Here is a 25,222-nt window from a genome sequence, read left to right as displayed (position 1 = left end):
GGTTTGCCGAATATATCGGCGGTGTGCCCGCCCAGCAAGCCTCTGGTACGTCGAGGTGAAGGATTTGTTTCCATCCCGAGTCTTGTGGCGACGCCATGATCAGGCTTATGGTTCGTCCGTCAAGCGGATCATCTAGTCCGTCTAGCGGACCACGAGGCGGGATGGGTATGCAGCGACGCGCGTTTCTGGCGACCTCGGCGGGTGCGACCTCGGCGGCGGTCATGGGTCAGAGCCCAGCGGCGGCGATGGGGGTGCCGCGCCAGCCGGCCGGATTCGGCCGGATCGGCCGCGACTTTCCCAAGGTCTGCGGCGACCTGGGCAACCAGAACCACTCGCCGCTCAAGGCCATCACCCGGCGTAACGTGCACCGGCTCGGCGGCGCCTGGCACGTCAACCTCGAGGGCGGCGACACGAGCCGGCACCAGCAGAGCACGGTCGTGGTCCAGGACGGCGTGCTGTACGTGCAGACCACCCAGCAGAATGTCTTCGCCGTGGACGGGCGCACCGGCACGGTGAAGTGGAAGACCAACCTGGGCGGGCGCACCACGAACATGCGCGGCGTCGCGCTCGGCGAAGGGCTGGTCTTCTCCACCTCCGGCGCCAACATCGTGTACGCCCTGGACCAGGCCACCGGTCAGGTGGTGTGGCAGAAGCAGCTGTTGACCACCGACGAGGGCGGCAACGACAGCGGCTGCGACCCGCAAAATGGCCAATGCGGTGGCCTGACCGGCACGCTGGCCGGGGCGGTCGTCTACTGGGACGGGCTGATCTACGTCGGCATGCAGGGCAGCACCGGCGGCGCCCGCGGCCGGGCGTACGCGCTGCACGCGCGCACCGGCGAGATCGCCTGGCGGTTCTGGGGCGCGCCCGGTCCGGGCGAGTTCGGCCACGACACCTGGGAGGGCGAGTCGTGGCAGACCGGCGGGGCGGTGCCGTGGATCCATCCGGCGATCGACCCGGACCTCGGCCTGGTGTACTGGACGTTCAGCGGCCCGTACCCGCGCACCGACGGGTCGAGCCGGGCCGGTGACAACCTGTTCGCCAACTCGATCGTGGCGATCGACGCCAAGACCGGGCGGCGGCGCTGGCACTTCCAGTCGGTGCACCACGACATCTGGGACATGGACAACGTCATGGCCCCGGTCCTGGTCGACCTGCGGATCGGCGGACGGACCCGCAAGGTTGTCGTGTACGGCAGCAAGACCTGCTACTACTACATCCTCGACCGGGCCACCGGGCGGCCGGTGCACGGCGTCGAGGAGCGCCCGGTGCCGCAGGAGCCACGGCAGAAGACGTCGCTGACCCAGCCCATCCCGGGCGGGGAGCCGTTCGTCTCGCCCTATCCGGACTATGCCAACTCCACCCGCCCGGTGCCGTTCTACGAGGCCGGCGGGCTGTTCACCCCGCACTGGGACCGGCCGGTGGTCATCTTCCCCGGCGCGGGCGGCGGCGCGGACTGGTCACATCTGTCGTTCAACCCGCACACCGGCTGGATCTACGTCGGCTACGGCCTGATCAACTCCGGCTTCTCCAACGCCCGCGACGGGCGGGTCAACACCTCCCGCCCGCTGGGGGAGTACTTCTCCGGCGGCATCGCGGCGGTCGACCCGCGCACGAACACGGTGGTCTGGCGGCGGGAGGGGCCGTGGTCGCTGGCGCACGGCAACGGCATCCTCACCACCGGCGGTGGGGTGATGTTCCAGGGCGGTCCGGACGGCGTCCTGCACGCGATGGACGACCGGGACGGGACCGTGTTGTGGAGCTTCCAGACCGGCGCCGGTGTGCACACCAGCCCGGTCGCGTACGAAGTGGACGGTGAGCAGTACCTGGCCGTGTTCGCCGGCGGCAACGGCCTGCCGTATCCGGACATCCCCAAGGGCGACCACCTCTGGGCGTTCAGGCTCGGCGGCACCGTGCCGCCGGCCGTGGCGCCGACACCGCCGTCCAAGCGCAACCAGATCCGCGCGGTCGCGGTCACCGGCACCACGACCGTGACGCTCGGCCGGGTCTGGGACGCCGCGGCGCAGGCGCCCGGCGCCGTCGAAAACCTCATCGCGCAGAACGCGATGGCGCCCCAGCACCTGCGCGTGCCGCTCGGCACGACGGTCACCTTCGTCAACCCGGCCGGCAACGCCTCGGCCCATGCGGCGGTGTCGTTCTGGGAGGACGAGTTCGACACCGGGACGCTGCTGCCCGGGCAGTCGCACCAGCACACGTTCAACAAGCGTGGGGAGTTCTTCTTCAACGACGCCATCTACCCACAGAGCACCGGAAAGATCGTCGTCTATTAGTTGGAGGTGATGGCCATGGCGGCCACCAAACAGCAGACCAAGACACGGCGGGCCTGGACCCGGCCACGGATCGAGTGCCTGGAGACCCGACCCGAGGTGACCGCGTACTCCGGGGACACCGGGCCGTGGCTGGCGACCCGCGGTCGCTGAGCCGGGAGGCGTTCGAGGCGCGACTGCGTGGCCTGTCGGTGCGTTACTGGGACCGGCACCCGTTCCACGTCCGGCTGCACGCTGGTGCGTGCACGCCGGACGAGGTGCGCGCGTGGGTGGCCAACCGCTGGTACTACCAGCGGCACATGTCCCAGAAGAACGCGGCCATCGTGGCCAACTGCCCACTGCCCGAGGTACGCCGCCGGTGGGTCGAGCGGATCCTCTGGCAGGACGGACCTGAACGGCAGGATGGCAACGCCGGCGGTGAGGGTGGGCTGGAAGACTGGCTCGTCCTCGCCGAGGCCGTCGGGCTCGACCGGCGGCAGGTGCTCGACGAACGGCACGTGCTGCCCGGTGTCCGGTTCGCGGTCGACGCCTACGTCGCCTTCTGCCGGACCCGGCCGTGGAAGCAGGGTGCCGCCGCCGCGCTCACCGAGCTGTTCGCTCCCGACCTGATGGCCGGCCGGGTGGTCGCGTGGCGACGCCACTACGACTGGATCAAGCCGGACGGGTACGCCTACTTCGAACGCCGCGTCCCCACGGTGCGCGCGGAGAGCGGATACACGCTGGACCTGGTGCTGACCCACTGTGTCAGCCGCGAGGAGCAGGACGCGGCCGTCGCGGCGCTGGCGTTCAAGTGCGACGTGCTGCGGGCGATGCTGGACGCCATCGACTACGCGAACGCGCGGCCATGACCGTCACCGCCGCGGCCCGGCCCACGCTGCGTCGAGGCGTGCGGCTGACGTACGACCGGGTGCGCGGCCAGCGGGCGCTGCAGTACCCGGAAGGCGTGCTGCTGCTCAACGAGACCGCCGGTGCCGTGGTCACCCGCTGCACCGGCGGTACCGTCGCGGAAATCGCCGGCGACCTGGCCGGAGAGTTCGACGGCGTCCGCGTCGAGGACGTGCGCACGCTCGTCGCCGACCTGGTGGGCCGGCGGGTGCTCACCGTGGACGGCACCGGTGTGCCGGTGTCCGGACCGGAGCCGCCGGCGCCGGCAGCCATAGTGCCGCGGCTGCCGGTGCCGACCGGGCTGCTGGCCGAGCTCACCTACCGCTGCCCGCTGCGCTGCGCCTACTGCTCGAACCCGGTGGAGCTTTCCGCATACCGGGATGAGCTGTCCACGATGGACTGGCGGCGGGTGCTCGACGAGGCACGCGGGCTAGGTGTGCTGCAGGCGCACTTCTCCGGCGGCGAGCCGCTGCTCCGTCCTGACCTGGCCGAGCTGGTCGGGCACGCGCACGTCCTCGGCATGTACACGAACCTTGTCACCAGCGGCGTCCCACTCGACGCGGCCAGGCTCGACGCACTCGTCGCGGCGGGCCTGGACCACCTGCAACTGTCCATCCAGGACGCCGACGCCGGCCCGGCCGACGCGTTCGCCGGGATCCGCGCCCACGACCGCAAGCGGGCGTCCGCGGCCCTGGTGCGGGCCAGCGGTCTGGCGTTCACCGTCAACGCCGTCCTGCACGCGGGCAACATCGACCGGCTGGAGGCCATCGCCGAGCTCGGTGTGGCCTGGGGAGCCGACCGCCTGGAACTGGCGCACACCCAGTACTACGGCTGGGGCTGGCGCAACCGGGCCGCGTTGATGCCCAGCGCCGCTCAGGTCGAGCGGGCGCGAGCGGCCGCCCAGACCGTCCAAGCCCGGCACGGCCACCAGATAGAGATCGTCTACGTCGCTGCCGACTACCACGCCGACCGGCCCAAACCCTGCATGTACGGCTGGGGCAGCCGCCAGCTCGTCGTGGCCCCGAACGGGGACGTGCTGCCCTGCCTGGCCGCCGGCCAGCTGCCGGACCTGGGTGTGGTCAACGCCCGGGCGGCCTCGCTCGCCGAAATCTGGTACGAGTCGCCGGCCTTCAACCGGTTTCGTGGCACGGCCTGGATGCCGGACCCATGTCGCGCCTGCGACCTGCGGCACGTCGATTTCGGCGGCTGCCGTTGCCAGGCGTACCAGCTCACCGGCGACCCGGCGGCCACCGACCCGGCCTGCGGCCTGTCTGCGCACCACGGGCTGATGGCGGGCGCCGTCACGGCCGCGGCCGCCGCCCGGCCACCGGCCATACCGCGGCGGCCGCGATGAAAGTCCGGCTGCTCGGCACCGCCGCGGGCGGCGGCGTTCCACAGTGGAACTGCGCCTGCGACGGCTGTGCGGCGGCCCGGCGCGCGGGCGTGGCGCGCAGCCAGGATTGCGTGGCGATCAGCGGCGACCAGCGGTCGTGGTACCTGCTGAACGCCTCGCCCGACCTGCGAGCCCAGATCCTCTCCGCGCCGGAGTTGGCGCCGGGCCCGGGGCGACGCGACACCCCGATCCGGGGTGTCCTGCTGAGCACCGCCGAGCTGGACCATGCGCTGGGCCTGCTCACCCTGCGCGAGGCTGAGGCCCTGTCGGTCTACGCCAGCGCCACCGTGCTCGCCGCGCTGGACGGTCCGCTCGGGTTGCGCCGGGCGCTGGCGGCCTACACCGACGTGTCGTGGCAGGCACTGGCTCCTGGCGAAGACATCCACTTGAACGGCGGCCTGCGGGTGTGCGCCACGGTGGTTGGCGCCAAGCGACCGCGGTACGCGGCCGACGCCGACGGCGGCGACTGGGTGGTGGCGTACCGGATCACCGATCCCCGTACCGGTGGTGTGCTCGTCTACGCACCCTGCCTGCCGGCGTTCGACCCGTCTCTTGTGGAGGGTGCCGACTGCGCGCTGCTGGACGGCACCTTCCTGGACGAGGACGAGATGGTCCGGGCCACCGGCGGGGGCCGTTCGGCCACCGCCATGGGACACCTGCCGGTGAGCGTGTCGCGCCGGACGCTGACCCGGCCCGGGGTGCGGCGGCTGCTGTACACCCACCTGAACAACACCAACCCGCTGGCGGTCGGAGGAGGCGAGGACGTTGCCGAGGACGGCCTCACCCTCACCCTGTAGCCGGGGATCCCAGGAACGTCGGTGCGATGCCGGGCGGCATGGGCCCTTTGTTTCGCCGGCCCTGCTGGCTTTCCTCCCAGGCGTGCGCGAGGATCCCCACGCTGCGGCCGAGTACGAAGAGCCCACGCGCCAGTGGTGCGGGAAAACCCAGCTCGCCGTAGATGATCGCGGTGGCACCGTCCACGTTCATCGGGATCGGGCGGGCCCGACCCTCGTTGAGGACGGCCTCGACCGCCCGGCCCGCCCGCAGGATGTCCCCTTTCACCGCGCCCTCCGACACCGCCTCGTCCACAAGGGACAGCAGCGGCTCGCGGCGGGGATCGACGGTGTGGAAGCGATGACCGAAGCCGGGCAGGTACCGGGAACGGTCCCGCCAGGCCGCGATGGCGGCCGTGGCGGCCGTCTCCAGGCTGTCGCCGCGGGCTTGGCGGGCCAGCACGTCCGCGAGCAGCTCCAGGCACTGCTGGCCGGCACCGCCGTGCGTGTCACCGAGCAGGTTGACCCCGGTCGCCACCGCGTTGTTCAGGCCCACACCGCAGGTCGCGGCGATCCGCGCGGCCGCGATCGACGGCGCGTGCGGACCGTGGTCCACCGACGCCACCAGCGCCGCCTCCAGCAGCCGTTCCTGGGTGGCGGTGGGCAGATCACCGCGCAGCATCAGCCAGATCGTCGAAGCGAAGCTGGTGGTGCCGATGAGCTCCTGGACCGGGCGGCCACGCAGCTCGATCACCCCCGGCTCGACGCGCGACACACCAGTGGCCCACCAGTCGGATACGTCCTGCACCGTGGTCATGCGGCTTCTCCGGAGGTAGCGGGATGACGCAGGTCGCTGTTGTGCTGGCCCAGCAGCGGTGGTGGGTTGGTCGGGCGCAGCGGCCGCCCGTCGACGAGCACGCCGTTGCCGCTGACCCGCAGTGTCCGGGGCGATCCGTCCGGAAACGGCAGGTCGGTGAAGAAGCCCCGATGCGCCAGCTGGTCCAGCTCGACGGCTTCCGGGACGGTCAGGATCCGCGCCGCTGGGACGCCGGCGCGCGACAGTGCGGTCTCCCACTCGGCTGCTGGCCGCTTGCGCAGTGCCGCGTTGAGTTCGGCGTTCAGCGCGGCGCGGTGGCGTTTGCGAGCGTCGCGGGCGGCAAACCGGACGTCGCCGATCAGGTCCTCCCGACCGACCAGCCGGCACAGGGTCTCGAACTGTTCCTGCTTGTTGGCGGCGATGTTCAACGGCCCGTCGGCGGCGTCGAACGTGCCGGACGGCGCGGCGGTGGCGTTCTGGTCGCCCATCGGCTCCGGCGGTACGCCGCTGACCAGATAGTTGGAGACGGCCCAGCCCATCGCGGACAGGGACGCCTCCAACATGGACACGTCGAGGAAGACGCCTTGCCCGGTGCGGGCCCGGCCGGCCAGCGCCGCCGCGATCGAGAGCGCGGCGACCAGCCCGCCGACCGAGTCACAGACCGGAAACCCGACCCGCAGCGGGGCGGTGTCGGAGGTGCCGGTGATGCTCATCATCCCGGACAGGCCCTGGATGATCTGGTCGTACGCCGGGGCCTGGCTCATCGGCCCGCTTTGACCGAAGCCCGAGATCGCGCAGTAGACCAGCCGCGGGTTGAGCTCGCGCAGCCGATCCCAGCCGTAGCCCATCCGGGCCAGCGTGCCGGCCCGGAAGTTCTCCAGCAGCACGTCCGCCTCGCCCAGCATGTGCTGAAACCGGGCCCGGTCGGCGGCGTCCTTGAGATCCAGCTCCACCGACTTCTTGCCGGCGTTCTGGGCCAGGAACGAGGCACCGATGCCTGCCTCGTTCAGCTCCGGATCCGGGCCGAGGCGTCGCGCGAGGTCGCCGTGGCCCGGGATCTCGACCTTGACCACCTCGGCGCCGAGCAGCATCAGCTGGTAGCTGCAGTAGGGCCCGGCCAGAACGTTGGTCAGGTCGAGGACCCGGACACCGCTGAGCGGTCGGTCAGGCATTCGCGTACTCCTTCGTGGGCGCCGCGGACAGGCATCCGGACCGGCCGGTCAGGCCGGACTCGCGAGGGGATGGTCGAACCCACGCTCGGACATGCGCGCCGCAACGCGTTTGAGGTCGTCGATGAAATCGGCGATCCGGTCGTCGGTGAACCGGATCGTCGGGCCGCTGAGCGACAGCGCCGCGACCACAGCCACGGAACGGCCGGTGACCGGCACCGCGACCGCGGACAGGCCCGGCTCGCGCTCACCGGCGCTGGTGGCGTAGCCGGTCTTCAGCACGCCGTCGACCCACTCGCGCAGGGTGTCCACATGCGACTCCCCGTACGGGGAACTGAGCGCCACCCGGGTGAGCAGCGCGGGGGAGGCGTCGCGCAGCAGCACCTTGGAGGAGGCACCGGCCCACATCGGCAACTCGTCGCCGACCTGCACCACGTGCCGCAGCGGCTGCGGGCTCTCCTGCTGGGCCACGCACACCCGGTAGATGTCGCGGGCGACGTAGAGGTTGACCGTCTCCCGCTGGCGGGCGGCCAGCTCGCGCATCAGCTGCTGTGTCTCCGGCGGCAGCTCCCAGGCCCGGCGAGCCAGGTGCGCCCAGCGCCACAGGCCGGGACCGGCGGTGTAGCCCTTGGCGGTGGCCCACAGCAGGCCGACCTGCTCGAGCGTCTGCACCAGCCGGATGACCGTGGTCTTGGCCAGGCCGGTCTCGTCGACGATCTCGCGGATGCTCACCACCGGCCGGGCGTCGGTCAGCAGCGACAGGATGTCCATGGCCCGCTGCACGCTGCGCACGCCGCCGGCTTCGGACACATCGGCGGCGTCCGACCGCGGTGTGGGTGCTTGGTGTTTGGTCACGGACTCCATGTTCTCGTGCCTCCCCGGACGGGTTCACGTCCGCGTAACGGTTTCGGAACCGGCTATTGCCAGCGGGCCTCGCCGCCCGTACGTTACACCTAGTCCGCACAACGGTCCAGAAGTACCGTCCAGCGGATCACTGGAGAGGATTGATCATGCTCGACAGTCCAGCTCGGCCCCGATTGCAGGACCCGGTCCGCGAGGTCGGCTGCCTGGTCGCCGGGGAGTGGATCACGGCGGGGGAGCAGTCCGAGCGCACCGGCCCCTGGGTGCGTGCCGTGGTCAGCCGGGCCCGTCAGGCGGACCATGCGGATATCGATGTCGCACGGGAGTACGCGCGCCGTGCTGCCGGCACCGTCGCCCGGCTCGCCCCAGCAGCCCGGGCCGCGGTGCTGGAGCGGGCGGCGGCGCTGGCCGGCGAGCGGCGTTCCGAGGTCGCCCGCCTGCTCGCGTTGGAGCTGGGCAAGCCACTCAAGGACGGCCTCGGCGAGATGGACCGGGTCGCCGACACCTTCGCCGTCTCGGCCGCCGAGGCCCGCCAGATCAACGGCGAGGTGCTGCCGGTCGCCGGCTGGGCCCGCGGCGTGGGCAACACGGCCTTCACCTACCGGGCGCCGGCGGGCGTCGCGCTCGCGATCACGCCGTTCAACGCACCGGCCAACCTGCTGGCGCACAAGCTCGCCGCCTCGTTCGCGGCCGGAAATACCACGATCGTCAAGCCGCCGCCGCAGGCCCCAGCGGCCTCCGCCGCCCTCGTTTCACTGCTGCTGGAGGCGGGAATGCCGCCGGAGGCGGTGCAGCTGCTGCACGGCGACGCCGAGATGGGTGCGCGGCTGTGCGCGGCACCGGAGGTAGCGGTGATCAGCTTCACCGGCGGCGCCGACACCGGCGCCGCGGTGGCCCGAGCCGCCGGCGCCAAGCGGCTGGTGCTGGAGCTGGGCGGCAACGCGGCCACCATCGTGTGCGAGGACGCCGACATCGACCACGCCGCGAAAGTGTGCGCCCGTACCGGTTACAGCAACTCGGGCCAGAGCTGCATCTCGGTGCAGCGGGTGTACGTGCACCGATCCCGCTACGAGCGGTTCGTAGCCGCGCTCACCGACGCGGTACGCGCGTTGCGGCTTGGTGACCCGCTCGACGCCGCCACCGACGTCGGGTCCATGGTGGACGACGCGGCCGCCGAGCGGGTCGTGCGGTGGACCGCCGAGGCGGTCGCCGCCGGCGCTACCGTCACGACGGGTGGCCAGCGAGACGGCGCCACGGTCGTGCCGACGGTCGTGGCCGCCCCACCCGCCGACGCCGCCGTGGTCCGCGAGGAGGTCTTCGGCGCGCTGGTAAGCGTGCTGCCGTACGACGACTTCGACGCGGTCCTGGCCACTTGCAACGAGAGCCGGTACGGGCTACAGGCCGGACTGTTCACATCGGACATCCACCGCATCGTCACGGCCTGGCGCGACCTGCAGGTGGGTGGTCTGGTCGTGAACGGCTCCTCCAACTTCCGGTTGGACCACGTGCCGTTCGGCGGGGTCAAGGACTCCGGGTTCGGCCGGGAATCGCCCCGATTCATGATCGAGGACTACACCGTCGTCAAGACGCTGATGCTGCGCGGCATCTCCCTCTGGACGGGTCAGGAAGGACAGGAATGACGCTCGACCAACTCCCCCGACCGGCGGTCACCGAACCGGCCCGGACCGGCGCCCAGGCGATGGTCGCACAGCTGGAGTCGTACGGCGTGGAGTACGTGTTCGGCCTCTGTGGACACACCAACATCGCGCTGCTGGACGCGCTTGGTCGCAGCCGGATCAAGTTCGTCATCAGCCGGCACGAGCAGGCCGCCGCGCACGCCGCCGACGGCTACGCCCGCACCACCGGCAAACCCGGCGTCCTGCTGACCCACGTGGGGCCTGGCCTGACCAACGCGGTCACCGGCGTGCTGACCGCCGCGCTCGACTCGGTGCCGATGGTGGTCATCTCCGGCGACATCCCGTCGTACTTCTACGGCCGGCACCCGCACCAGGAGGTGAACCTGCACGCCGACGCCGACCAGGCGGCCATCTTCCGCCCGTTCGTCAAACGCGCCTGGAACGTGCACCACGTGCGCGACCTGGCCCGCTTCACCGAGCGCGCCTTCTGGACCGCCACCTCCGGACGCCCCGGCGCCGTGCTGCTCAACGTGCCGATGGACCACTTCTCCCGACCCGCGCCAGCCGCGACGTACCCACTGGTCGCCGATGCCCCCGCACCGGCGTTGGCCAAGAGCGTGGCGCGGCGGATCGCCGAGGCCCTCGCGGGAGCGCGCCGCCCGCTGGTCTACGTCGGCGGTGGCCTACGCCGCGACAGCGGCGTCGCCGCGCTCCGCGCGCTGGTCGAGCACCTGGACATCCCGGTGGCCCATTCGCTGATGGCCAAGGGCACGCTGCCCGACTCGCACCCGCTGCTGTTGGGCATGCCCGGCTTCTGGGGCCTGGAGCTGACCAACGAATACACCCGCGAGGCCGATGTCGTGCTTGCGCTGGCCACCCGGTTCGCCGAGACCGACGCCAGCTCCTGGGACCGCCGGCACACCTGGCGGTTCCCGCCCACCCGGCTGATCCAGATCGACCTGGACCCGGCCGAGATCGGCCGTAACTACCCGGTGGAGATCGGCGCGGTCGCGGACGTCAACCAGGCGGTCGAGGCGATCGCCGGCGCCGTGCCCGACCTGCGGCCGGAACCGGTACACCGCCCGGATCTGCGCGAACAGATCCGCGCGGCGCGGACCAGCCTGTTTACCGCCAGCCGCGAACGAGGCCGCAGCGACCAGTTCCCGCTGCGCCCCGAGCGGATCCTGACCGACCTGCGCCAAGCTCTGCCGGCCGACGCGGTCCTGGTAACCGACGTCGGCTGGAACAAGAACGGCGTCGCCCAGTGCTACGAGCTGCCCGAGCCGGGCCGCTTCATCACCCCAGGCGGTGCCTCCACCATGGGCTTCGGCCCGGCCGCCGCGGTCGGCGCGCAGATCGCCCAGCCGGACCGGACGGTCGTCGCCCTCGTCGGCGACGGCGGGATGAGCGCCCAGTTGCCGGCCGTACCCATGGCCGTGGAGCAGGGCGCACCGGTGATCTTCGTCGTGATGAACAACCGGTCCCACGGCACCATCTCCGACCTGCAGGCCAGCAACTTCGGCCGCAGCTTCGGCTGCGACTTCCTCGGCCCCGACGGCGAGCCGTACAGCCCCGACTTCGCCGCCTTCGGCCGTTCCTGCGGCGCCGACGGATACACCATCGCCGCCGCCGAAGACCTCGAACCCGCGCTGCGGGCGGCCGTCGCGGCCCGCCGACCGGCGGTACTGGACGTTCCGATGGTCAACGAACCGGTCCCGACCCCGGGCCACTGGAACATCAAGGACATCTATCAAGGCATCTTCGACTGAACCCACCCCCGAAACCCACGAGGTGATGTGTCATGTCCCTGTTCGCCCGACGACGTGTCGCCATACTGTCCACTGTGGCCGCCGCCACGATCGCGCTGTCCGCCTGTTCGGCACCGGGTGAGGACGAGGAGTCGAGCTCGTCCGGTGACGGCCCCATCAAGATCGCTGTGGTGAACGCCCAAAGTGGACAGCTCAGCTCACTCGGAGCTTGGGAGCTCAAGGGCGTCAAGCTCGCCGTCGACGAGTGGAACAAGGCCGGCGGCGTCGGCGGCCGGCAGATCGAGCTCGGCGTCTTCGACGACCAGGGTGACCCGACGGTCGGCACCAACCTGGCCCGCAAGATCGCCAGCGAGGGCTACGTCGCGATGCTCGGCACGGCGGAGAGCGCGGTGACCATCGCGATGGCGCCGATCCTGCAGCAGGAGGAGATCCCGAACATCACCTCCGGCCAGTCGCCCGGCCTGGTCGCGGTCAAGAGCCCGTTCCTGTTCCTCAACGGACCGACCAGCACCACCTACGACGAGACCCTCGCCAAGTACATCGTCGACACCAAGGGCATCAAAAGCATCGCGGTGATTACCAACAACGGCTCCTACGGCAAGGGCGAGCACGACGCGTTCCTCAAGGCTCTGTCCAGCCGCGGTGTCACACCGGTCGCCGACCACGCGGTGACCACCGACCAGAAGGACTTCAGCGCCGCGCTGACCAGCATCCGGCAGAAGAACCCTCAGCTGATCTTCGTGGGCGCGGAGGAGGTGCAGTCGGGACTGATCGTCAAGCAGGCCCGGGACCTGGGCATCAAGGCGCCGTTCGCGGGCGCCGCACCGCAGGGCACGCCGGTGTTCATCGACACCGCCGGCGCGGCCAACGCCGAGGGCACCATCGTCAGCTCGCCGTACCTGAGCAACGAGATCAGCGACGCCTCCCGCACGTTCGCCGCCGCGTACAAGGCGATGCACGGTGAGGACGCCGAAATGCACGGTGCCAAGGCGTACGACGGCGCGCAGATCATGCTGACCGCCCTGAAGAACAGCAACCTGGCGACCGGCAAGCCGCTCGCGGATGCCATCCGGTCCACCAAACACGCCGGCCTGCTCGGCAACTTCACCTTCGACGAGACCGGCGTGGGCATCTTCGAAACCTCCATCGGCACCATCACCAGCGGCAAGCTGATCGCCGCCACCGACGCCTGACGATGTCGTGATCCCCGGGGCGGCGCTCACCGCGGCCCCGGGGTTTGCCCACCCACAGGGAGAACCATGCAAGTCACCATCCAGACGTTCATCGGAGGGCTGAGCCTCGGCGCGATCTACGCGTTGGTCGCGATGGGCTTCTCGCTGGTCTACCGCACCATGGGGCTGGTCAACTTCGCGCACGGCAACGTCGTCATGATCGGCGCCTACTTCGCCTCCACCTTCTACCTGTCCGCGAAGCTGCCGTTCGCGGCGGCGATGGTGATCGCTCTGGTGGTGACCGGCCTTATCGGCATCGTCATCGAACGCGTGCTGCGCCCGCTGGAAAACAAGGACTTCGACCTGATGCTCATCGGCACGATCGGGTTCGGCATCGTCCTGGAGGCCCTCGCGATCATCATCTGGGGCGCCACCGGCCGGGCGGTGCCCTCACCCGTGCCAGGCGCGCCGCTGGACGTGTTCGGCATCCGGATCCGCACCTACGACCTGGTCGTGCTCGCCATCGCCGCGGCCGCCACTGCCGTGCTGGTGCTGTTCCTACAGCGCACCAAGCGGGGCGCCGCGATGCAAGCCGTCGCCATGGACCACCAGGCGGCCACCGCGGTCGGCATCCACGTGGGCCGCAGCAACTCCATCGCGTTCATGATCGGCGCCGGACTCGCCGCCCTCGCCGGCGGGCTGGTCGGCCCGCTGCTGTACGTCAGCCCGGCGATGGGCGGCACGCTCGGCATCAAGGGGTTCGCCGCGGCGATCCTCGGCGGCTTCGGCAGCATTCCCGGCGCGATCATCGGCGGCCTGTGCATCGGGGTGCTCGACGGCTTCACCGCCGGCCACTTCCAGGGCTACTCGGAACTGGTCACGTTCCTGGTCTTCACCGTGATCATCATGGTCCGGCCGACCGGCATCTTCGGGGAAAGGACGGTGAACCGCGCATGAGGTACCGCGTCGGCGGCATCGCCCTGCTCGGCGTGGCCGCCTGGCTACTGCCGTACCAGCTGGACTCGTACGCCATCCACGTGGTCAACGTGATGCTGCTGTACGCGCTGCTGGCCATCGGGCTCGGCCTCGCCATGGGCATCGCCGGCCAGATCAACCTCGCCCAGGTCGCGTTCTTCGGCGTCGGCGCGTACGTCACCGCCATCCTCACCACCAAGTCCGGGTGGGGGTTCTGGGCCGCCGCGGTCGTGGCGATCCTGGCCGCGGCCGCCATCGGCCTGCTGGTGGGTACCCCCGCGCTGCGCATGCAGTCGCACTACCTGGGCATCGTCACGCTCGGGCTGGCGCTGGCCTTCACCAACTGGGTCACCAACTCCCACCTGGCCGGGGGAGCGGAGGGCATCACCGGCATCCCCCGCCCGCAGCTGCCCGGCGTCGACCTGTCCAGCGAGTACCTGTTCTACTACGTCGAACTGATCGTCTTCGCCGTCGCGTTGGCGTTCGGCATCTTCGTGGTCCGCACCCCGCTGGGCCGGCGGATGCGGGCCATGCGCGACGACGCCCTCGCCGCCGGCGCGGTCGGTGTCGAGGTGCCGATGCTGCGGATGACGGCGTTCCTGTTCGCCGGCGTGTACGGCGGTATCGCGGGCGTGCTCTACGCCGGCCTGATCCGGTACGTGGCCCCGGAGACGTTCAGCATCGCCAACATGTTCCTGCTGCTCGCCATGGTGATCATCGGCGGGCGGCAGAGCCTGGTCGGATGCGTCATCGGCGCGATCAGCCTCGCCCTGGTCCGCGAACTGCTCGTGGACTACCCGACCTACGCCCAGGTCGCCTACGGCTCGGTCGTCGTGCTCACCGTCGTGTTCGCCCCCACCGGCCTGGCCGGCCTGCCCAGGCGGGTGACGGGCTGGCTGCGTCGACGCGGCTGGCTGCCCGGCGGTGCGGCCACCGCCGGCGCGCTACGCCCCTTCCAACCCTACGGCCAGGCGCCGGCGCCCCAGGCCGGACCGATGCTCGAGGTCACCGGTGTGAGCAAGCACTTCCGCGGCCTGACCGCGTTGCAGGACATCACGCTGACCGTCCCGGCCGGACAGATCCGCGGCATCGTCGGCCCGAACGGCTCCGGCAAGACCACCCTGTTCAACGTGGTCAGCGGCCTCTACAAACCCAGCGCCGGACGGGTGGCCATCGCCGGCACCGACCTGACCGCGGCCCGCCCGTACCGCCTGGCCCAGGCCGGCATCGCCCGGACCTTCCAGAACCTGCGCCTGTTTGCCGCCCTCACCGTGCGGGAGAACGTCCTCGTGGCACTGGACCGCAGCCGGATCCGCAGCATCTGGCGGTACGCGGTCTGGCAGGTGGGCGTCTGGCGGCACGACCGCGAGCTGCGCCGCCGGGCCGACCAGATCCTGGAACGCTTCGGGCTGACCGACTTCGCGGACAGCCTGCCCGGCGCCCTGCCGTACGGCATCCAGCGCCGGGTCGAAGTCGCCCGGGCCATGGCCGCCACACCACGGCTGCTGCTGCTCGACGAGCCGGCCGCCGGCCTCAACGGCGAGGAGGTGCGCCAGCTCGCTGAGATCGTCCGCTCGATCCGCGGCGCCGGCGTCACCGTCGTGGTCATCGAACACAACATGGGTCTGGTCATGTCACTGTGCGACCAGGTCACGGTCCTGTCCAACGGGCGGATCATCGCCGACGGCGAACCGGCACGGGTCGCGGTCGACCCACACGTGATCGAGGCGTACCTCGGCGACAGCACGGTCATCGACGTACCGGCCGCCGAGGAGGCTACGCAGGCTACGGAGGTGAAGCTGTGACCACCCTCGTGGTCGACGGGCTGTCCGTCCACTACGGTGGCGTTTGCGCGGCCCAGGACATCGGGTTCACTGTCGCACCTGGACAGTCGGTCGGCATCATCGGGGCCAACGGGGCGGGCAAGACCTCCACCCTCAAAGCGCTGATGGGGCTCGTACCCCGCACGGTCCGCTCCATCCGGTTCGGCGAGCACGACCTGACCCGGGTGCCCGGCCGCAAGATGGTCCGGTACGGCATCGGCTACGTGCCCGAAGGCCGGCACGTCTTCCCCGGCCTGCCGGTGGAGAAGAACCTGCTCCTGGGCGCATACAGCAAGCCGTGGAAGGGCGCCACCCTCGACACCCTCGACGAGGTCTACACCCTCTTCCCGGTGCTCGGCGAGATGCGGCACCGGCTCGCCGGCGCCCTGTCAGGCGGGCAGCAACAGATGCTCGCCATCGGCCGGGCGCTGATGTCCGCCCCGCGCCTGATGCTGCTGGACGAGCCGTCGATGGGCCTGTCCCCAAAGCTCGTCGAAAACATCGTCGCCGTCCTGCAGAAGCTCAACCGCGACGGGCTGGGCATCCTGCTGGTCGAACAGAACGCCAAGCTGACCTTCGAGGTCACCACCGAATGCCTGGTGATGGAGAACGGGATCGTCGCCATGAACGGCACGTCCGAGCAGCTCCGGGAAGACCCCCGGGTCCGCCAGATCTACCTCGGCCTCTGACGGGTGCGCCGCGGTTCCGTCCCGCTCCTGGTGGCCTGCGGCGCGCTCTTCGGCCTGTCATACGTGTTCGTCCGCGCGGTCGTCCCGGTCCTCGGTCCGGTGCCGGTCACGGCTGGGCGCACACTGATTGGAGGGGTGCTGCTGCTGGTGGCCGCGGTCGCTGGCCGCCATCCACTACGCGGCCGTCCTTTGTGGAGCTACGCGATCCTCGGCGTACTGTCGGCGGCGGCGCCCTTCACCCTCATCTCCGCCGCGATGCTCAGCCTCAACGCGGGCACCGCCGCCGTGCTCAACGCGTCCACGCCGGCGTTCGCGCTGGCCATCGAGGCGTCCGCCGCGCGTCGGTGGCCGACCAGGCGCGCGGCCGCCGGCCTGGTGGTGAGCTGGGTCAGCGTCGCCGTGGTGATGGCCCAACGCGAGCTCGGGCTCGATCGGGACGACCTCATCGGCCTGCTTCTCGGCCTCGCCGGCGCGGCCGTGTTCGCGTACGGCGCCGCCTACGCGGCCCGCCGGTTCGGCGACGTACCGCCGCTGACGCTCGCCGCCGGACAGCAACTGGGCGCCACGGCCGCGCTGGCTCCCGCGCTGCTGGTCGTCCCTGCGCCGACCCACGTGACCGGCGTCGCCGTGGTCCAGCTCGCGGCGCTCGGCGTGCTCGGCAGCGGCCTGGCCTACCTGCTGTTCTACCGGCTCATCGACCGGGAAGGACCGGTCTACACATCGAGCGTCACCCTGCTGGTCCCGCTGTTCGGCGTCGGCTGGGGATGGCTGCTGCTCGACGAACCAGTGCCACCGCTCAGCCTTCTCGGCATGGCCGGCACGCTCCTCGGCCTGCGCTGGATGCTCACCGCCAAACGTCCCTTGTAGACAGCCAAGGCCCCTCTTGTCACGAACGTGTTAACCAGCGTACCGTGCGACCATCAAGCGGATCTATCGGTCCACCAGGTGGACCTTATCGATCAGGGGAGACCCATGGCAAAGATCCAGCGAAGAGACCTCCTCAAAGGTGCCGCCGCGACCGCGGTCGGCGTGGCCGTCACCGAGGCGGGCACCGCCCCGGCAGCGGCCGGCACCCGTGCGCGAGCGCGGTGCACGACCCCGGGCGGCCACGACTTTCCCAAGGTCGGCGGCAACCTGGGAAACCAGAACTACTCGTCCCTGGCCCGCATCCACCGCGGCAACGTCCAGCGCCTCGGCGCGGCCTGGGTCAACCGCATCGAGGGCGGCCTCAACACCGGCACCAACCAGAGCACCGCGGTCGCGGTCGACGGGGTGCTCTACATCGAGTCCGCCCTCGGCAACGTGCACGCCGTCGACGGTGCCACCGGCCAGACCCGGTGGACCTACCAGCAGACCCGCGGCAGCCTCACCCGCCGCGGGGTGGCCGTCGGCGCAGGGCTGGTCTACACCCACGGCCGCGGCAACTGGGTGATCGCGCTGGACCGACGGACCGGGCAGGTCGCCTGGGAACGGCAGGTAAACGGGTACGGCAACGTGGAGAAGGTCGCCGTCACCTACCACGACGGGATGCTCTACTGCGGCACCAACGACGGCGCCCGCGGCGCGGCACTCGCCCTCGACGCCGCGAACGGCGACGTGGTCTGGCACTTCTGGGGCACCCCCGGCCCGGGCGAGTTCGGCAACGACACCTGGGAGGGCGACTCCTGGCAGGTCGGCGGCGCCACCCCGTGGCTGCACCCGGCCCTCGACCCGGAGCTGGGGCTCAGCTACTGGACGTTCGGCAACGCCCGCGGCAACAACTCCTCACAGGACGGCTCCGCCCGCGGCGGCCAGAACCTGTTCGCCAACTCGCTCGTGGCCCTGGACCTGAAGACCGGCGCCTACCGCTGGCACTTCCAGTCGGTGCACCACGACATCTGGGACATGGACAACAGCATGGCGCCGGTCCTGGCCGACGTGCGGATCCGCGGCCGGATGCGCAAGCTCGTCGTCTACGGCAGCAAATCCGGCATGTACTTCATCCTCGACCGCGCCGACGGCAGCGCCCCACTAGGCATCGACGAGGTGCCAGTACCGCAGGAACCCCGCCAGAAGACCTGGCCCACTCAACCCTTCCCCCGCCAGGGCGGCTGGACCGAAAACCGCGTCGTCGACCAGCCACTGGGCACCGCGGTGCCCGGCGACCCCAACCGCGCCGTACCCAACTACGTGCGGGGCAAGCTCTACGACCCGCACTGGGACGTGCCGATCCTGTCCATCCCCGGCCACGGCGGCGGCGCCGACTGGAACCACCAGTCGTTCAGCCACAGCACCAAGCTCGTCTACACCGGGTACGGGTACGTGGCCGCCGCCCACTCGCTGACCGAGAGCAGCAACGGACTACGGCCGCCGGGGGAGTACATGACCGGCGGAGTGGTGGCCGTGGATCCGAGCACCAACCAGGTGCGGTGGAAGAAGCGGATGCCGTACTCCCTGGCCCACGGCAACGGCATCCTCACCACCGCCAGCGACCTGCTCTACATCGGACAGCCAGACGGCAACCTGCTCTGCCTCGACGCCAGGACCGGCCGCGAGCTGTGGCGGTTCCAGACCGGTGCGGCGATCAGCAGCAGCCCCATCGCGTACGAAGTGGACGGTGTGCAGTACGTCGCCGTGTACGCCGGCGGCACCGGTATCCCGTACGGCGACTCCGCGCCGCGCGGCGACTACCTGTGGGCGTTCAAGGTCGGCGGCACCGTCGCACCCGCCCCCACACCACCGCCGCCAATCGTGCGCCGCCCCGTCTCCGGCGGACCGGTCGAGGGGATCGCCGTCGACAACACGATCGTGCTCGCCCGCACCTACAACGCCGCGACCGGGCAGGTCGGCACCACCGAGTCGACCGCGGTCAACGCGATGGCCCCCACCCACCTACGGGTACCGGTCGGCACCACGGTCACCTTCCGCAACCCGGCCGACAACATCCACGTCCACGGCGCGACCCAGTTCTTCGAAGGCCTCTTCGACATCCGCCTCCAGCCGGGCGAGTCGTTCCAGTACACCTTCACCAAGAAGGGCGAGTACTTCTTCAACGACCCGCACAGCGCCCGCCCCACCGGCAAGGTCGAGGTGTACTGACAGCCTATGCCGCTGGCCGTCGCCGCGCCCGGTCAAGATGCTCGCGGGCCGCGGCGATGGCCATGCGAGCGTGCTCCTTCGCGCCGACCTGGGCCACGAGTGTCGCCCGGGGGATCTCCAGCGCGTACGGGATGCCGGGTGGCAGAGCGGCGAGGATGCCGTGCACGTCGATACCGCCCTCGCCGGGAAACAACCGCTCGAACCGTGCGGTGTGGATGACACCGTCGATCGTGGCGGGGACGGCGGCCGGGGCGTCGCAGACGTGGGCGAAGTGGAACCAGCCGGCCGGAAGGTCACGAAGGTCGGCGATGCTGGATCCGGATCGGGCGAAGTGCAACAGGTCGACCAGGATGCCGGCGTTGGGTTGGTCGGCTGCCCGCAGCACACGCGTCGCCTCGGTGAGGTCCGGGGTCTCGGTCCACGAGGGAAACTCGAGATCGACGGTGAGCCCGAGCGGCTTGGCCAGTTGGCACAGCTCGGCGAATCGGTCGATCTTGCGGGTGCGGTCCGGGTCGGGCAGTTGGGTGATGACGTGCCGGGCGCCCAGCTCCGCGCCCGCCTCGAGGAAACGGAGGAAGTCACGCGGCTCCTCGCGCGGGCTGATCCGGGCCAGTTCGATGTCCAGGACCTCGATTCCGGTGGCGGCGAGGCGAATCTTCGTGGTCCTCATCAAGGCCGGGTCGGTGGCGAGTGGGTGGTGCGGCTCCTGCGCGGTGACCCGGGTCAGGCGCAGGCCGACATACCGGTAGCCGGCCTCCGCGGCGGCCTCCACCAACTCGGGCGGGGACAGACTCAGCGCGGTCAGGTGCGCCAGCGAATACTCGTGTGCGCCACTGTCCCCGGCCCGCGAGCCTTCGCGGAGCGCGATCAGCCGGCGCTGCCGGTGCGCGGCCATCCGCACCGGGATGCTGCCCGCGGCGCCGTAGCCGGCGTACCCGCCGATCCGCTGCACCACCTCGAAGAACACCCGGGAGCCCAGCATCTCCGTATAGAAGTGCAGGTACTCGCCCTGGTCGTCACGGTCGTAGAGGATCGAGTTCTCGCGCAGCGCCGCCAGCGTCCGCGGCGGCGGTGCCAGGCGGGCGTCCAGGTCGTCGTAGTAGTTGTCGGGAATCTTCAACAGCGGGGCGCCGAGGTGGCGCATGGCGGTGGCGGTGGCGATCGCGTCGTCCGTGGCGAACGCGATGTGCTGCGGGTTGGGAATCGTTGGTGCCCAGGCGCCCCGGCGCAGCGGCGCGGTGTTGAGGGTGATCCGGACCCGATGGCCCGGGTCGGTCGCGGCCCGGCTGCGGATCAGGCCGAACGGCGCGGCGAGCTCGGTCGTGGTGCCGGACCGCAGCCCGAGCACCGAGCGGTAGAAGAGCGCGACCTGGTCGAAGTCGTCCACCGATTCGGTGAGCGAGATGTGGTCGGTTCCGGTCACCAAGCCGTCGGATCGTGGCGTCCGCCCGGTGGGAACGAAGTCGTGCAGCCACCCTTCGTCCGCCGCGCCGCCGCGGCAGAAGAAGACCGCGGTCCCGTCGGGGGCGGCCACCGAGCTCAGCTCGGCTTCGTCCGGTTGGCGCACCCGGGGCAGTACCGGCGCCAGCAGCCGCTGCGCCCGAAGAGCCGAAGCGGTCGGATCCGTGCTCTCCACGGCCACCGCGCAGATCGCCGCCGTCCCCGGCGGGACCGTCCTTTGTGGCGCGGAGTTCAACAGGATCCGGGCGTCGGCCTGCTCCCACAGCTGGACCGGCTTGGAGCGATGCTGTCCGCGGTGGGTGAAGCCGAGCGCGGTCAACGTCCGCGCGACAACCGGTCCGGAGATCTCGTCGACGGCAAGCTCGGTGAACACCAGGCCACCCAACCGAGGAGGCGCGGGCAAGCCGGCCGGCCGGACCACCTCGCGGCCGGCGGCGGCCGGCTCGCGGCGGTCGATGGACTCCTGAAGGACCAACAGAGATCGCATACCGTCGATCGCCGCCTGCCGCGGGTCCGCCTGGCGGTAGACGTCGTTGAACACCTCTAGCGCCCACGGGCCGGCGTACCCGGTGGTCAGCACGTGGCTGACGAAGCCGGACAGGTCGAACGACCCCAGGCCGGGAAAGAGCCGATGGTGCCGGCTCCACTCCACCACGTCCATCTTCAGCGGCGGCGCGTCCGCCAGTTGCAGGTGAAAGACCTTCGACCCGGGTATGACCCGGATTCCGCCGGGGTCGGCACCGCGGGACAACACATGGAAGCTGTCCAGGCACAGACCCAGCGCGGGATGGTCGGCGTGGCGCACGATCCGCCAGGCGTGCGCGTACGTGTTTACGAAGCGGCCCCACGCCAGAGCCTCGTACGCGATCCGCATGCCGCGGTCGGCCGCCCGTGCGGCCAGCTCGTGGAGCTGCTCGGCGGCGAGGTCATCGTCGTCGACCGCCTCCGCGCAGACCGACGAGCAGACCAGCATCGTGGCGGCACCGAGCCGCTGCATCAGGTCGAACTTGCGCTCGGCCCGACGCAGGTTCGCCTGGAGGAGATCAGGGGGCACCGCCTCGAAGTCCCGGAACGGCTGATAGAGGTCGATCGACAGGCCGCGGCGATCGCACTCCCGCCGCACCCGCTCCGGCGACCAATCCGATGCGACGAGGTCGTCCTCGAAGAGCTCCACCCCGGTGAAACCGGCCGCGGCTGCGGCCGCCAGCTTGTCCTCGAGGCTCCCGGACAGACACACGGTGGCGATGGCAGTACGCGGAGGCGTGCGCGGCTCGGCGGTGGATCCCGGCCCGCAGACCTGTGCGGCGGTGAGCATCCCAGCTGCCCTCCTGGCGACGACCGCACGTCGCGGCGTTCTTCCCGACAGAGACCTAATGTACGAACTAGTACGTTAGTTATACGCCTGCCGGGTGGGCATCGGAAGGAGGCGTGGGGCCTCCAAACCTCCGTGAAACCAGGTCTTGCCGGCCGATCGCCGTCCACGTTATGGTCTGCCTAGCAGAACTATCGGTCCACTAGATGGACCTCGTGTGAACGTATCGGCGGCAGGCCCCTCAAGTGCCTCGCCTGATCCGAACATGGCCGGTCGCGGCCGAACCTCCCCGGCTCCAGCCCCCGGCACACCGGCAACCCGGCACCCATCCATGCCACACCAGACGACTCGATCACCAGGCGAAGGGCACCGCCATGAACACAATCGACCGACGTCAGATGCTGCGGGCAACCGGCACCCTTGCGCTGACCGCGGCCCTGGCGACGCAGGCACCGGCTATGTCGGCCGCGCACGCCCATGGCAGCGGCGGCCAACCGGGCGCGGACCCCGGCGAAGCGCGCCCGCTCGACGGCCGCCCGTTCCCGGCCTACGACTACAGCCGGGCGAACAAGCTGCCGAAGGAGATGACCGGCTACTGGACGAAGTCGTTCGACATCGACGGCCAGCCACGCACCGCGAAGGTCTACATCTCACCCGAGACGCCGATCCGCTCCTACTTCACGGTCATCGCGGTCCCCGACGGCATCACCACAAGCGCCTTCCTGCGAACGTCGTCCTGGCTCGACATCGCGCGCCGGCGACAGGAGGGCCTGTTCGTCCTCGAGCCCGGCGAGGGCGGGTGGGGTGCCCCCGCGAACGAGGCCGCGTACGTCGAGGCGGCGATGGCCTTCTACCAGAGCAATCGCTACTTCTCCATCTTCGGCGAGCACTACCTCGTCGGGTACGGCAGCGGCGCACCCGCCTTGGAGGCGTGGGCGGTCGCGCATCCGCTACGGGTGATCAGCCAGGCCTACATCGACTCGGCCGGACTGAGCACCGCGTACCTCAGTTCGTACGCAGCCCAGGAGTTCGGCGGCGAGACCGAAGGCACCTACACCGACGTCGTGTTCCCTGACGGTTTCGACCTCATCCGCTACGACCAGACCGTCCTGCCCACCTGGTACATCCACCCGGACCAGCGGTCCATCGGCCCGAGCCTGGCCTACTGGAAGCGGGCCAACGACACCGTCAGCACCGGCGCCAGGCATGGCACGCTCGGCACCGTCTACAAGCAACGCCGCGGATCCGGCCGGTGGATGACCTCGTACGCCGGACCGATATCCCAGGTCGCCGTCCACAACCGGCAGAGCCGGCCCGCGAGCACGGTCAGCACCAGCCAGATCGTCGACTTCCTCACCACGTACACCCGCTATGAGAACTTCTTCGCCTACGGAAACCAACTGTTCGAACGCGCCGACTACGCCAAGCTTGGCGTCCAGGTACGAACGATGATGGTCGAAGGATTCCTGAGGGAGTACCTCGTCTACGTCCCCCGCTCGGCCCGCAAGCTGTGGCGCACCAAGGCGCCCGTCGTGTTCGTGTGGCCCGGCAACAGCCAGACCGACAAGGTGTTCTTCGACGCCGCACAGTGGTGGAAAGTCGCCGAACGCGAAGGATGCATCCTCGTCACCATCTGCGAGCAGTACAGCAACACGTCCGTCTCGGTCAGCCACCGGGACTCGGTCGCGTTCTTCCGCCAGCTGCGCGACATCATGGTCAGCCAGTACCCGGTCGACCCGACCAGGTTCTACTCCACCGGACAATCCGCCGGCAGCGGAGTGACCCAGAACCTGGCCATCGCGTTTCCGGAGTACTTCGCAGCCGTCGCCTCGACTTCCTTCACCGCCGCCCCAAGCGCCTCCGGCACCGTCACCCTCGACGGCATCGAGTATCCGGCCAGCAGCCAGACGATCCCCAACTACCAGATCTACGGCTACGGCGACCTCAGCTTCCTCGCCGGCGGACTCTGGGACGACACCGAAAACAGTCTCGACAGCTGGGCGCGGCACCACCTACGCCTCAACGGCCTCCAACTGTCCGATGTCGACACTCTTGCCGGCCAGCGCAGCGGATGGCACGACCGCTTCCAGACCTGGACGTGGCACGCCCGCGACACCCACGTCCCGGTGCTGAAGCTCACCAAGAACCTCTACCGCTCGCACAACACCATCCCAGAGGAGTCCCCCCTGATGTGGGACTTCCTCAAGCACTACAGCCGCAAAGTCGACACCCACGGAAACGTGACCCGCTACTACAGCCGATCAGGCTTCCGCCCTCCCGAAGACAAGAAGCTGATTGGTGCCTGGGGTTGTCGGTCAGCGGACCATGGTCCAGCCGCCGTCGACGGCGATTGCTTGGCCGGTGATGAAGGATGACGCGTCGCTGGCGAGGAAGACGTTGACGGCGGCGATCTGTTCTACGGTGCCGAGCCAGCCGCCGAGCGGGATTTTCGACTTGTAGAGGGCTTTGTAGCGGGCGAGGGTCTCGGGGTCCATCGCGCCGAAGTGTTCTTTGGTCATGTCGGTTTCTGCTGCGGGGAGGATCGCGTTGATGCGGATGAGCTTGTCTCCCCAGTCGAAGGCGACGGTGCGGATGTATCCGAGCATTGCCGCTTTGGCGGCGGAGTAGACCGGTGATCCGGGATAGCCGGTCACTCCGGCGCCTGAGGAGGCGTTGATGATCGAGCCGCCGTGAGCCTGCATGGCGCGGTAGGCGGCGGCGTTGGTGAAGAACATGCCTTTGACGTGTACGTTGAAGATTTTGTCGATGTCTTCGGCGGTGACGTCTTCGGCGGGTTTCTGGGCTTCGTTTCCGGCGATGTTCGCCAGGACGTCCAGGCCTCCCAGGAGTGTGACGGCTTCGTCGAAGACGTGGTTGACCGCGTCCTGGTCGGAGATGTCCAGGTGCCGGTAGGTCACCTTTCCGGAGCCGAGCCGGTTGGCTTCGTCGGCGATGCGTTGGCCGGCCTCGTCGTTGATGTCGACGGAGACGACCGATGCTCCTTCTCGCGCGTAGGCCAGGACGGTGGCGGCGGCGATGCCGCTGGCTCCACCGGTAACGATCGTGCGCTTACCTTCCAGTTGCATGGTGTTTCCTTCCTTCCGAGCGGCTGCCGCCGGC

The 25,222-nt window shown here is 70.2% G+C and carries 19 protein-coding genes; 14 read left to right on the top strand and 5 right to left on the bottom strand.

Going from position 1 to position 25,222, the window contains the following annotated elements; all coding sequences use genetic code 11:
* Positions 1–161 precede the first annotated feature (161 nt).
* From RB614_RS09840 to pqqB, 5 genes are read left to right on the top strand one after another with little or no spacing between them, the layout of a single operon-like run.
* Entirely contained in the window at positions 162–2,291 is a 2,130-nt protein-coding gene (locus RB614_RS09840; protein ID WP_308712090.1) for an outer membrane protein assembly factor BamB family protein, read from the top strand.
* A 15-nt stretch (positions 2,292–2,306) separates the two neighbouring features.
* The gene (locus RB614_RS09835) at positions 2,307–2,441 is read left to right on the top strand and encodes a hypothetical protein (RefSeq protein ID WP_308712089.1); all 135 of its coding nucleotides are present in this window, start codon (positions 2,307–2,309) and stop codon (positions 2,439–2,441) included.
* Positions 2,417–3,136, top strand: coding sequence for a pyrroloquinoline-quinone synthase PqqC (pqqC, locus tag RB614_RS09830; protein WP_308712088.1), 720 nt, complete (start codon positions 2,417–2,419; stop codon positions 3,134–3,136). Before RB614_RS09835 ends, pqqC begins: the two co-directional genes overlap by 25 nt.
* The gene (gene pqqE, locus RB614_RS09825; protein WP_308712087.1) at positions 3,133–4,527 is read left to right on the top strand and encodes a pyrroloquinoline quinone biosynthesis protein PqqE; all 1,395 of its coding nucleotides are present in this window, start codon (positions 3,133–3,135) and stop codon (positions 4,525–4,527) included. Before pqqC ends, pqqE begins: the two co-directional genes overlap by 4 nt.
* A complete protein-coding gene (gene pqqB / locus RB614_RS09820; RefSeq protein ID WP_308712086.1) occupies positions 4,524–5,363 on the top strand; it encodes a pyrroloquinoline quinone biosynthesis protein PqqB in 840 nt (279 codons plus the stop codon). The genes pqqE and pqqB overlap by 4 nt, the downstream gene beginning before the upstream one ends.
* On the opposite strand, the gene RB614_RS09815 is transcribed toward pqqB, so the two are convergent.
* From RB614_RS09815 to RB614_RS09805, 3 genes are read right to left on the bottom strand one after another with little or no spacing between them, the layout of a single operon-like run.
* A complete protein-coding gene (locus tag RB614_RS09815; RefSeq protein WP_308712085.1) occupies positions 5,353–6,156 on the bottom strand; it encodes a citryl-CoA lyase in 804 nt (267 codons plus the stop codon). The two genes, pqqB and RB614_RS09815, sit on opposite strands and share 11 nt — an antisense overlap.
* Entirely contained in the window at positions 6,153–7,328 is a 1,176-nt protein-coding gene (locus tag RB614_RS09810) for a CaiB/BaiF CoA transferase family protein (protein WP_308712084.1), read from the bottom strand. Before RB614_RS09810 ends, RB614_RS09815 begins: the two co-directional genes overlap by 4 nt.
* Positions 7,329–7,376: 48 nt before the next feature.
* Complete coding sequence (locus tag RB614_RS09805) at positions 7,377–8,180, bottom strand: IclR family transcriptional regulator (RefSeq protein WP_308712083.1); 804 nt, start codon at positions 8,178–8,180, stop codon at positions 7,377–7,379.
* Between the two features lie 155 nt (positions 8,181–8,335).
* On the opposite strand from RB614_RS09805, the gene RB614_RS09800 reads away from it, so the two are divergent.
* The 8 genes from RB614_RS09800 (at position 8,336) to RB614_RS09765 (ending at position 19,329) form a co-directional block, all read left to right on the top strand.
* Complete coding sequence (locus RB614_RS09800) at positions 8,336–9,826, top strand: aldehyde dehydrogenase family protein (RefSeq protein WP_308712082.1); 1,491 nt, start codon at positions 8,336–8,338, stop codon at positions 9,824–9,826.
* The gene (locus RB614_RS09795; protein WP_308712081.1) at positions 9,823–11,592 is read left to right on the top strand and encodes a thiamine pyrophosphate-binding protein; all 1,770 of its coding nucleotides are present in this window, start codon (positions 9,823–9,825) and stop codon (positions 11,590–11,592) included. The genes RB614_RS09800 and RB614_RS09795 overlap by 4 nt, the downstream gene beginning before the upstream one ends.
* Before the next feature lie 32 nt (positions 11,593–11,624).
* On the top strand, positions 11,625–12,785 hold the full coding sequence (locus RB614_RS09790) for an ABC transporter substrate-binding protein (protein WP_308712080.1): 1,161 nt from the start codon (positions 11,625–11,627) through the stop codon (positions 12,783–12,785).
* A 66-nt stretch (positions 12,786–12,851) separates the two neighbouring features.
* The gene (locus RB614_RS09785; RefSeq protein ID WP_308712079.1) at positions 12,852–13,721 is read left to right on the top strand and encodes a branched-chain amino acid ABC transporter permease; all 870 of its coding nucleotides are present in this window, start codon (positions 12,852–12,854) and stop codon (positions 13,719–13,721) included.
* Positions 13,718–15,544, top strand: a complete 1,827-nt coding sequence (locus tag RB614_RS09780) for a branched-chain amino acid ABC transporter ATP-binding protein/permease (RefSeq protein WP_308712078.1) — start codon at positions 13,718–13,720, stop codon at positions 15,542–15,544. The genes RB614_RS09785 and RB614_RS09780 overlap by 4 nt, the downstream gene beginning before the upstream one ends.
* Positions 15,541–16,251: an ABC transporter ATP-binding protein gene (locus RB614_RS09775; protein ID WP_308712077.1), complete on the top strand. Its 711-nt coding sequence runs from the start codon at positions 15,541–15,543 to the stop codon at positions 16,249–16,251. Before RB614_RS09780 ends, RB614_RS09775 begins: the two co-directional genes overlap by 4 nt.
* A gap of 3 nt (positions 16,252–16,254) precedes the next feature.
* Positions 16,255–17,118 carry a DMT family transporter gene (locus RB614_RS09770; RefSeq protein ID WP_308712076.1) on the top strand — a complete coding sequence of 288 codons (864 nt, stop codon included), beginning with the start codon at positions 16,255–16,257 and terminating at the stop codon, positions 17,116–17,118.
* A 105-nt stretch (positions 17,119–17,223) separates the two neighbouring features.
* Positions 17,224–19,329 carry an outer membrane protein assembly factor BamB family protein gene (locus tag RB614_RS09765; protein ID WP_308712075.1) on the top strand — a complete coding sequence of 702 codons (2,106 nt, stop codon included), beginning with the start codon at positions 17,224–17,226 and terminating at the stop codon, positions 19,327–19,329.
* A gap of 4 nt (positions 19,330–19,333) precedes the next feature.
* Here the strand turns inward: RB614_RS09765 and RB614_RS09760 are convergent, their stop codons facing one another.
* Positions 19,334–22,105 (bottom strand): TIM barrel protein, encoded by a 2,772-nt coding sequence (locus tag RB614_RS09760; RefSeq protein ID WP_308712074.1) that lies wholly within the window; start codon positions 22,103–22,105, stop codon positions 19,334–19,336.
* Between the two features lie 371 nt (positions 22,106–22,476).
* Between RB614_RS09760 and RB614_RS09755 the strand changes: the two genes are divergently transcribed.
* A complete protein-coding gene (locus RB614_RS09755; RefSeq protein WP_308712073.1) occupies positions 22,477–24,477 on the top strand; it encodes an alpha/beta hydrolase family protein in 2,001 nt (666 codons plus the stop codon).
* On the opposite strand, the gene RB614_RS09750 is transcribed toward RB614_RS09755, so the two are convergent.
* Positions 24,418–25,188 carry an SDR family NAD(P)-dependent oxidoreductase gene (locus RB614_RS09750; protein ID WP_308712072.1) on the bottom strand — a complete coding sequence of 257 codons (771 nt, stop codon included), beginning with the start codon at positions 25,186–25,188 and terminating at the stop codon, positions 24,418–24,420. The genes RB614_RS09755 and RB614_RS09750 overlap by 60 nt on opposite strands.
* Positions 25,189–25,222 lie beyond the last annotated feature (34 nt).

It is taken from the genome of Phytohabitans maris (assembly GCF_031085175.1).
Lineage (GTDB): Bacteria > Actinomycetota > Actinomycetes > Mycobacteriales > Micromonosporaceae > Phytohabitans > Phytohabitans maris.
This window is presented reverse-complemented; position numbering and strand designations above follow the sequence as displayed.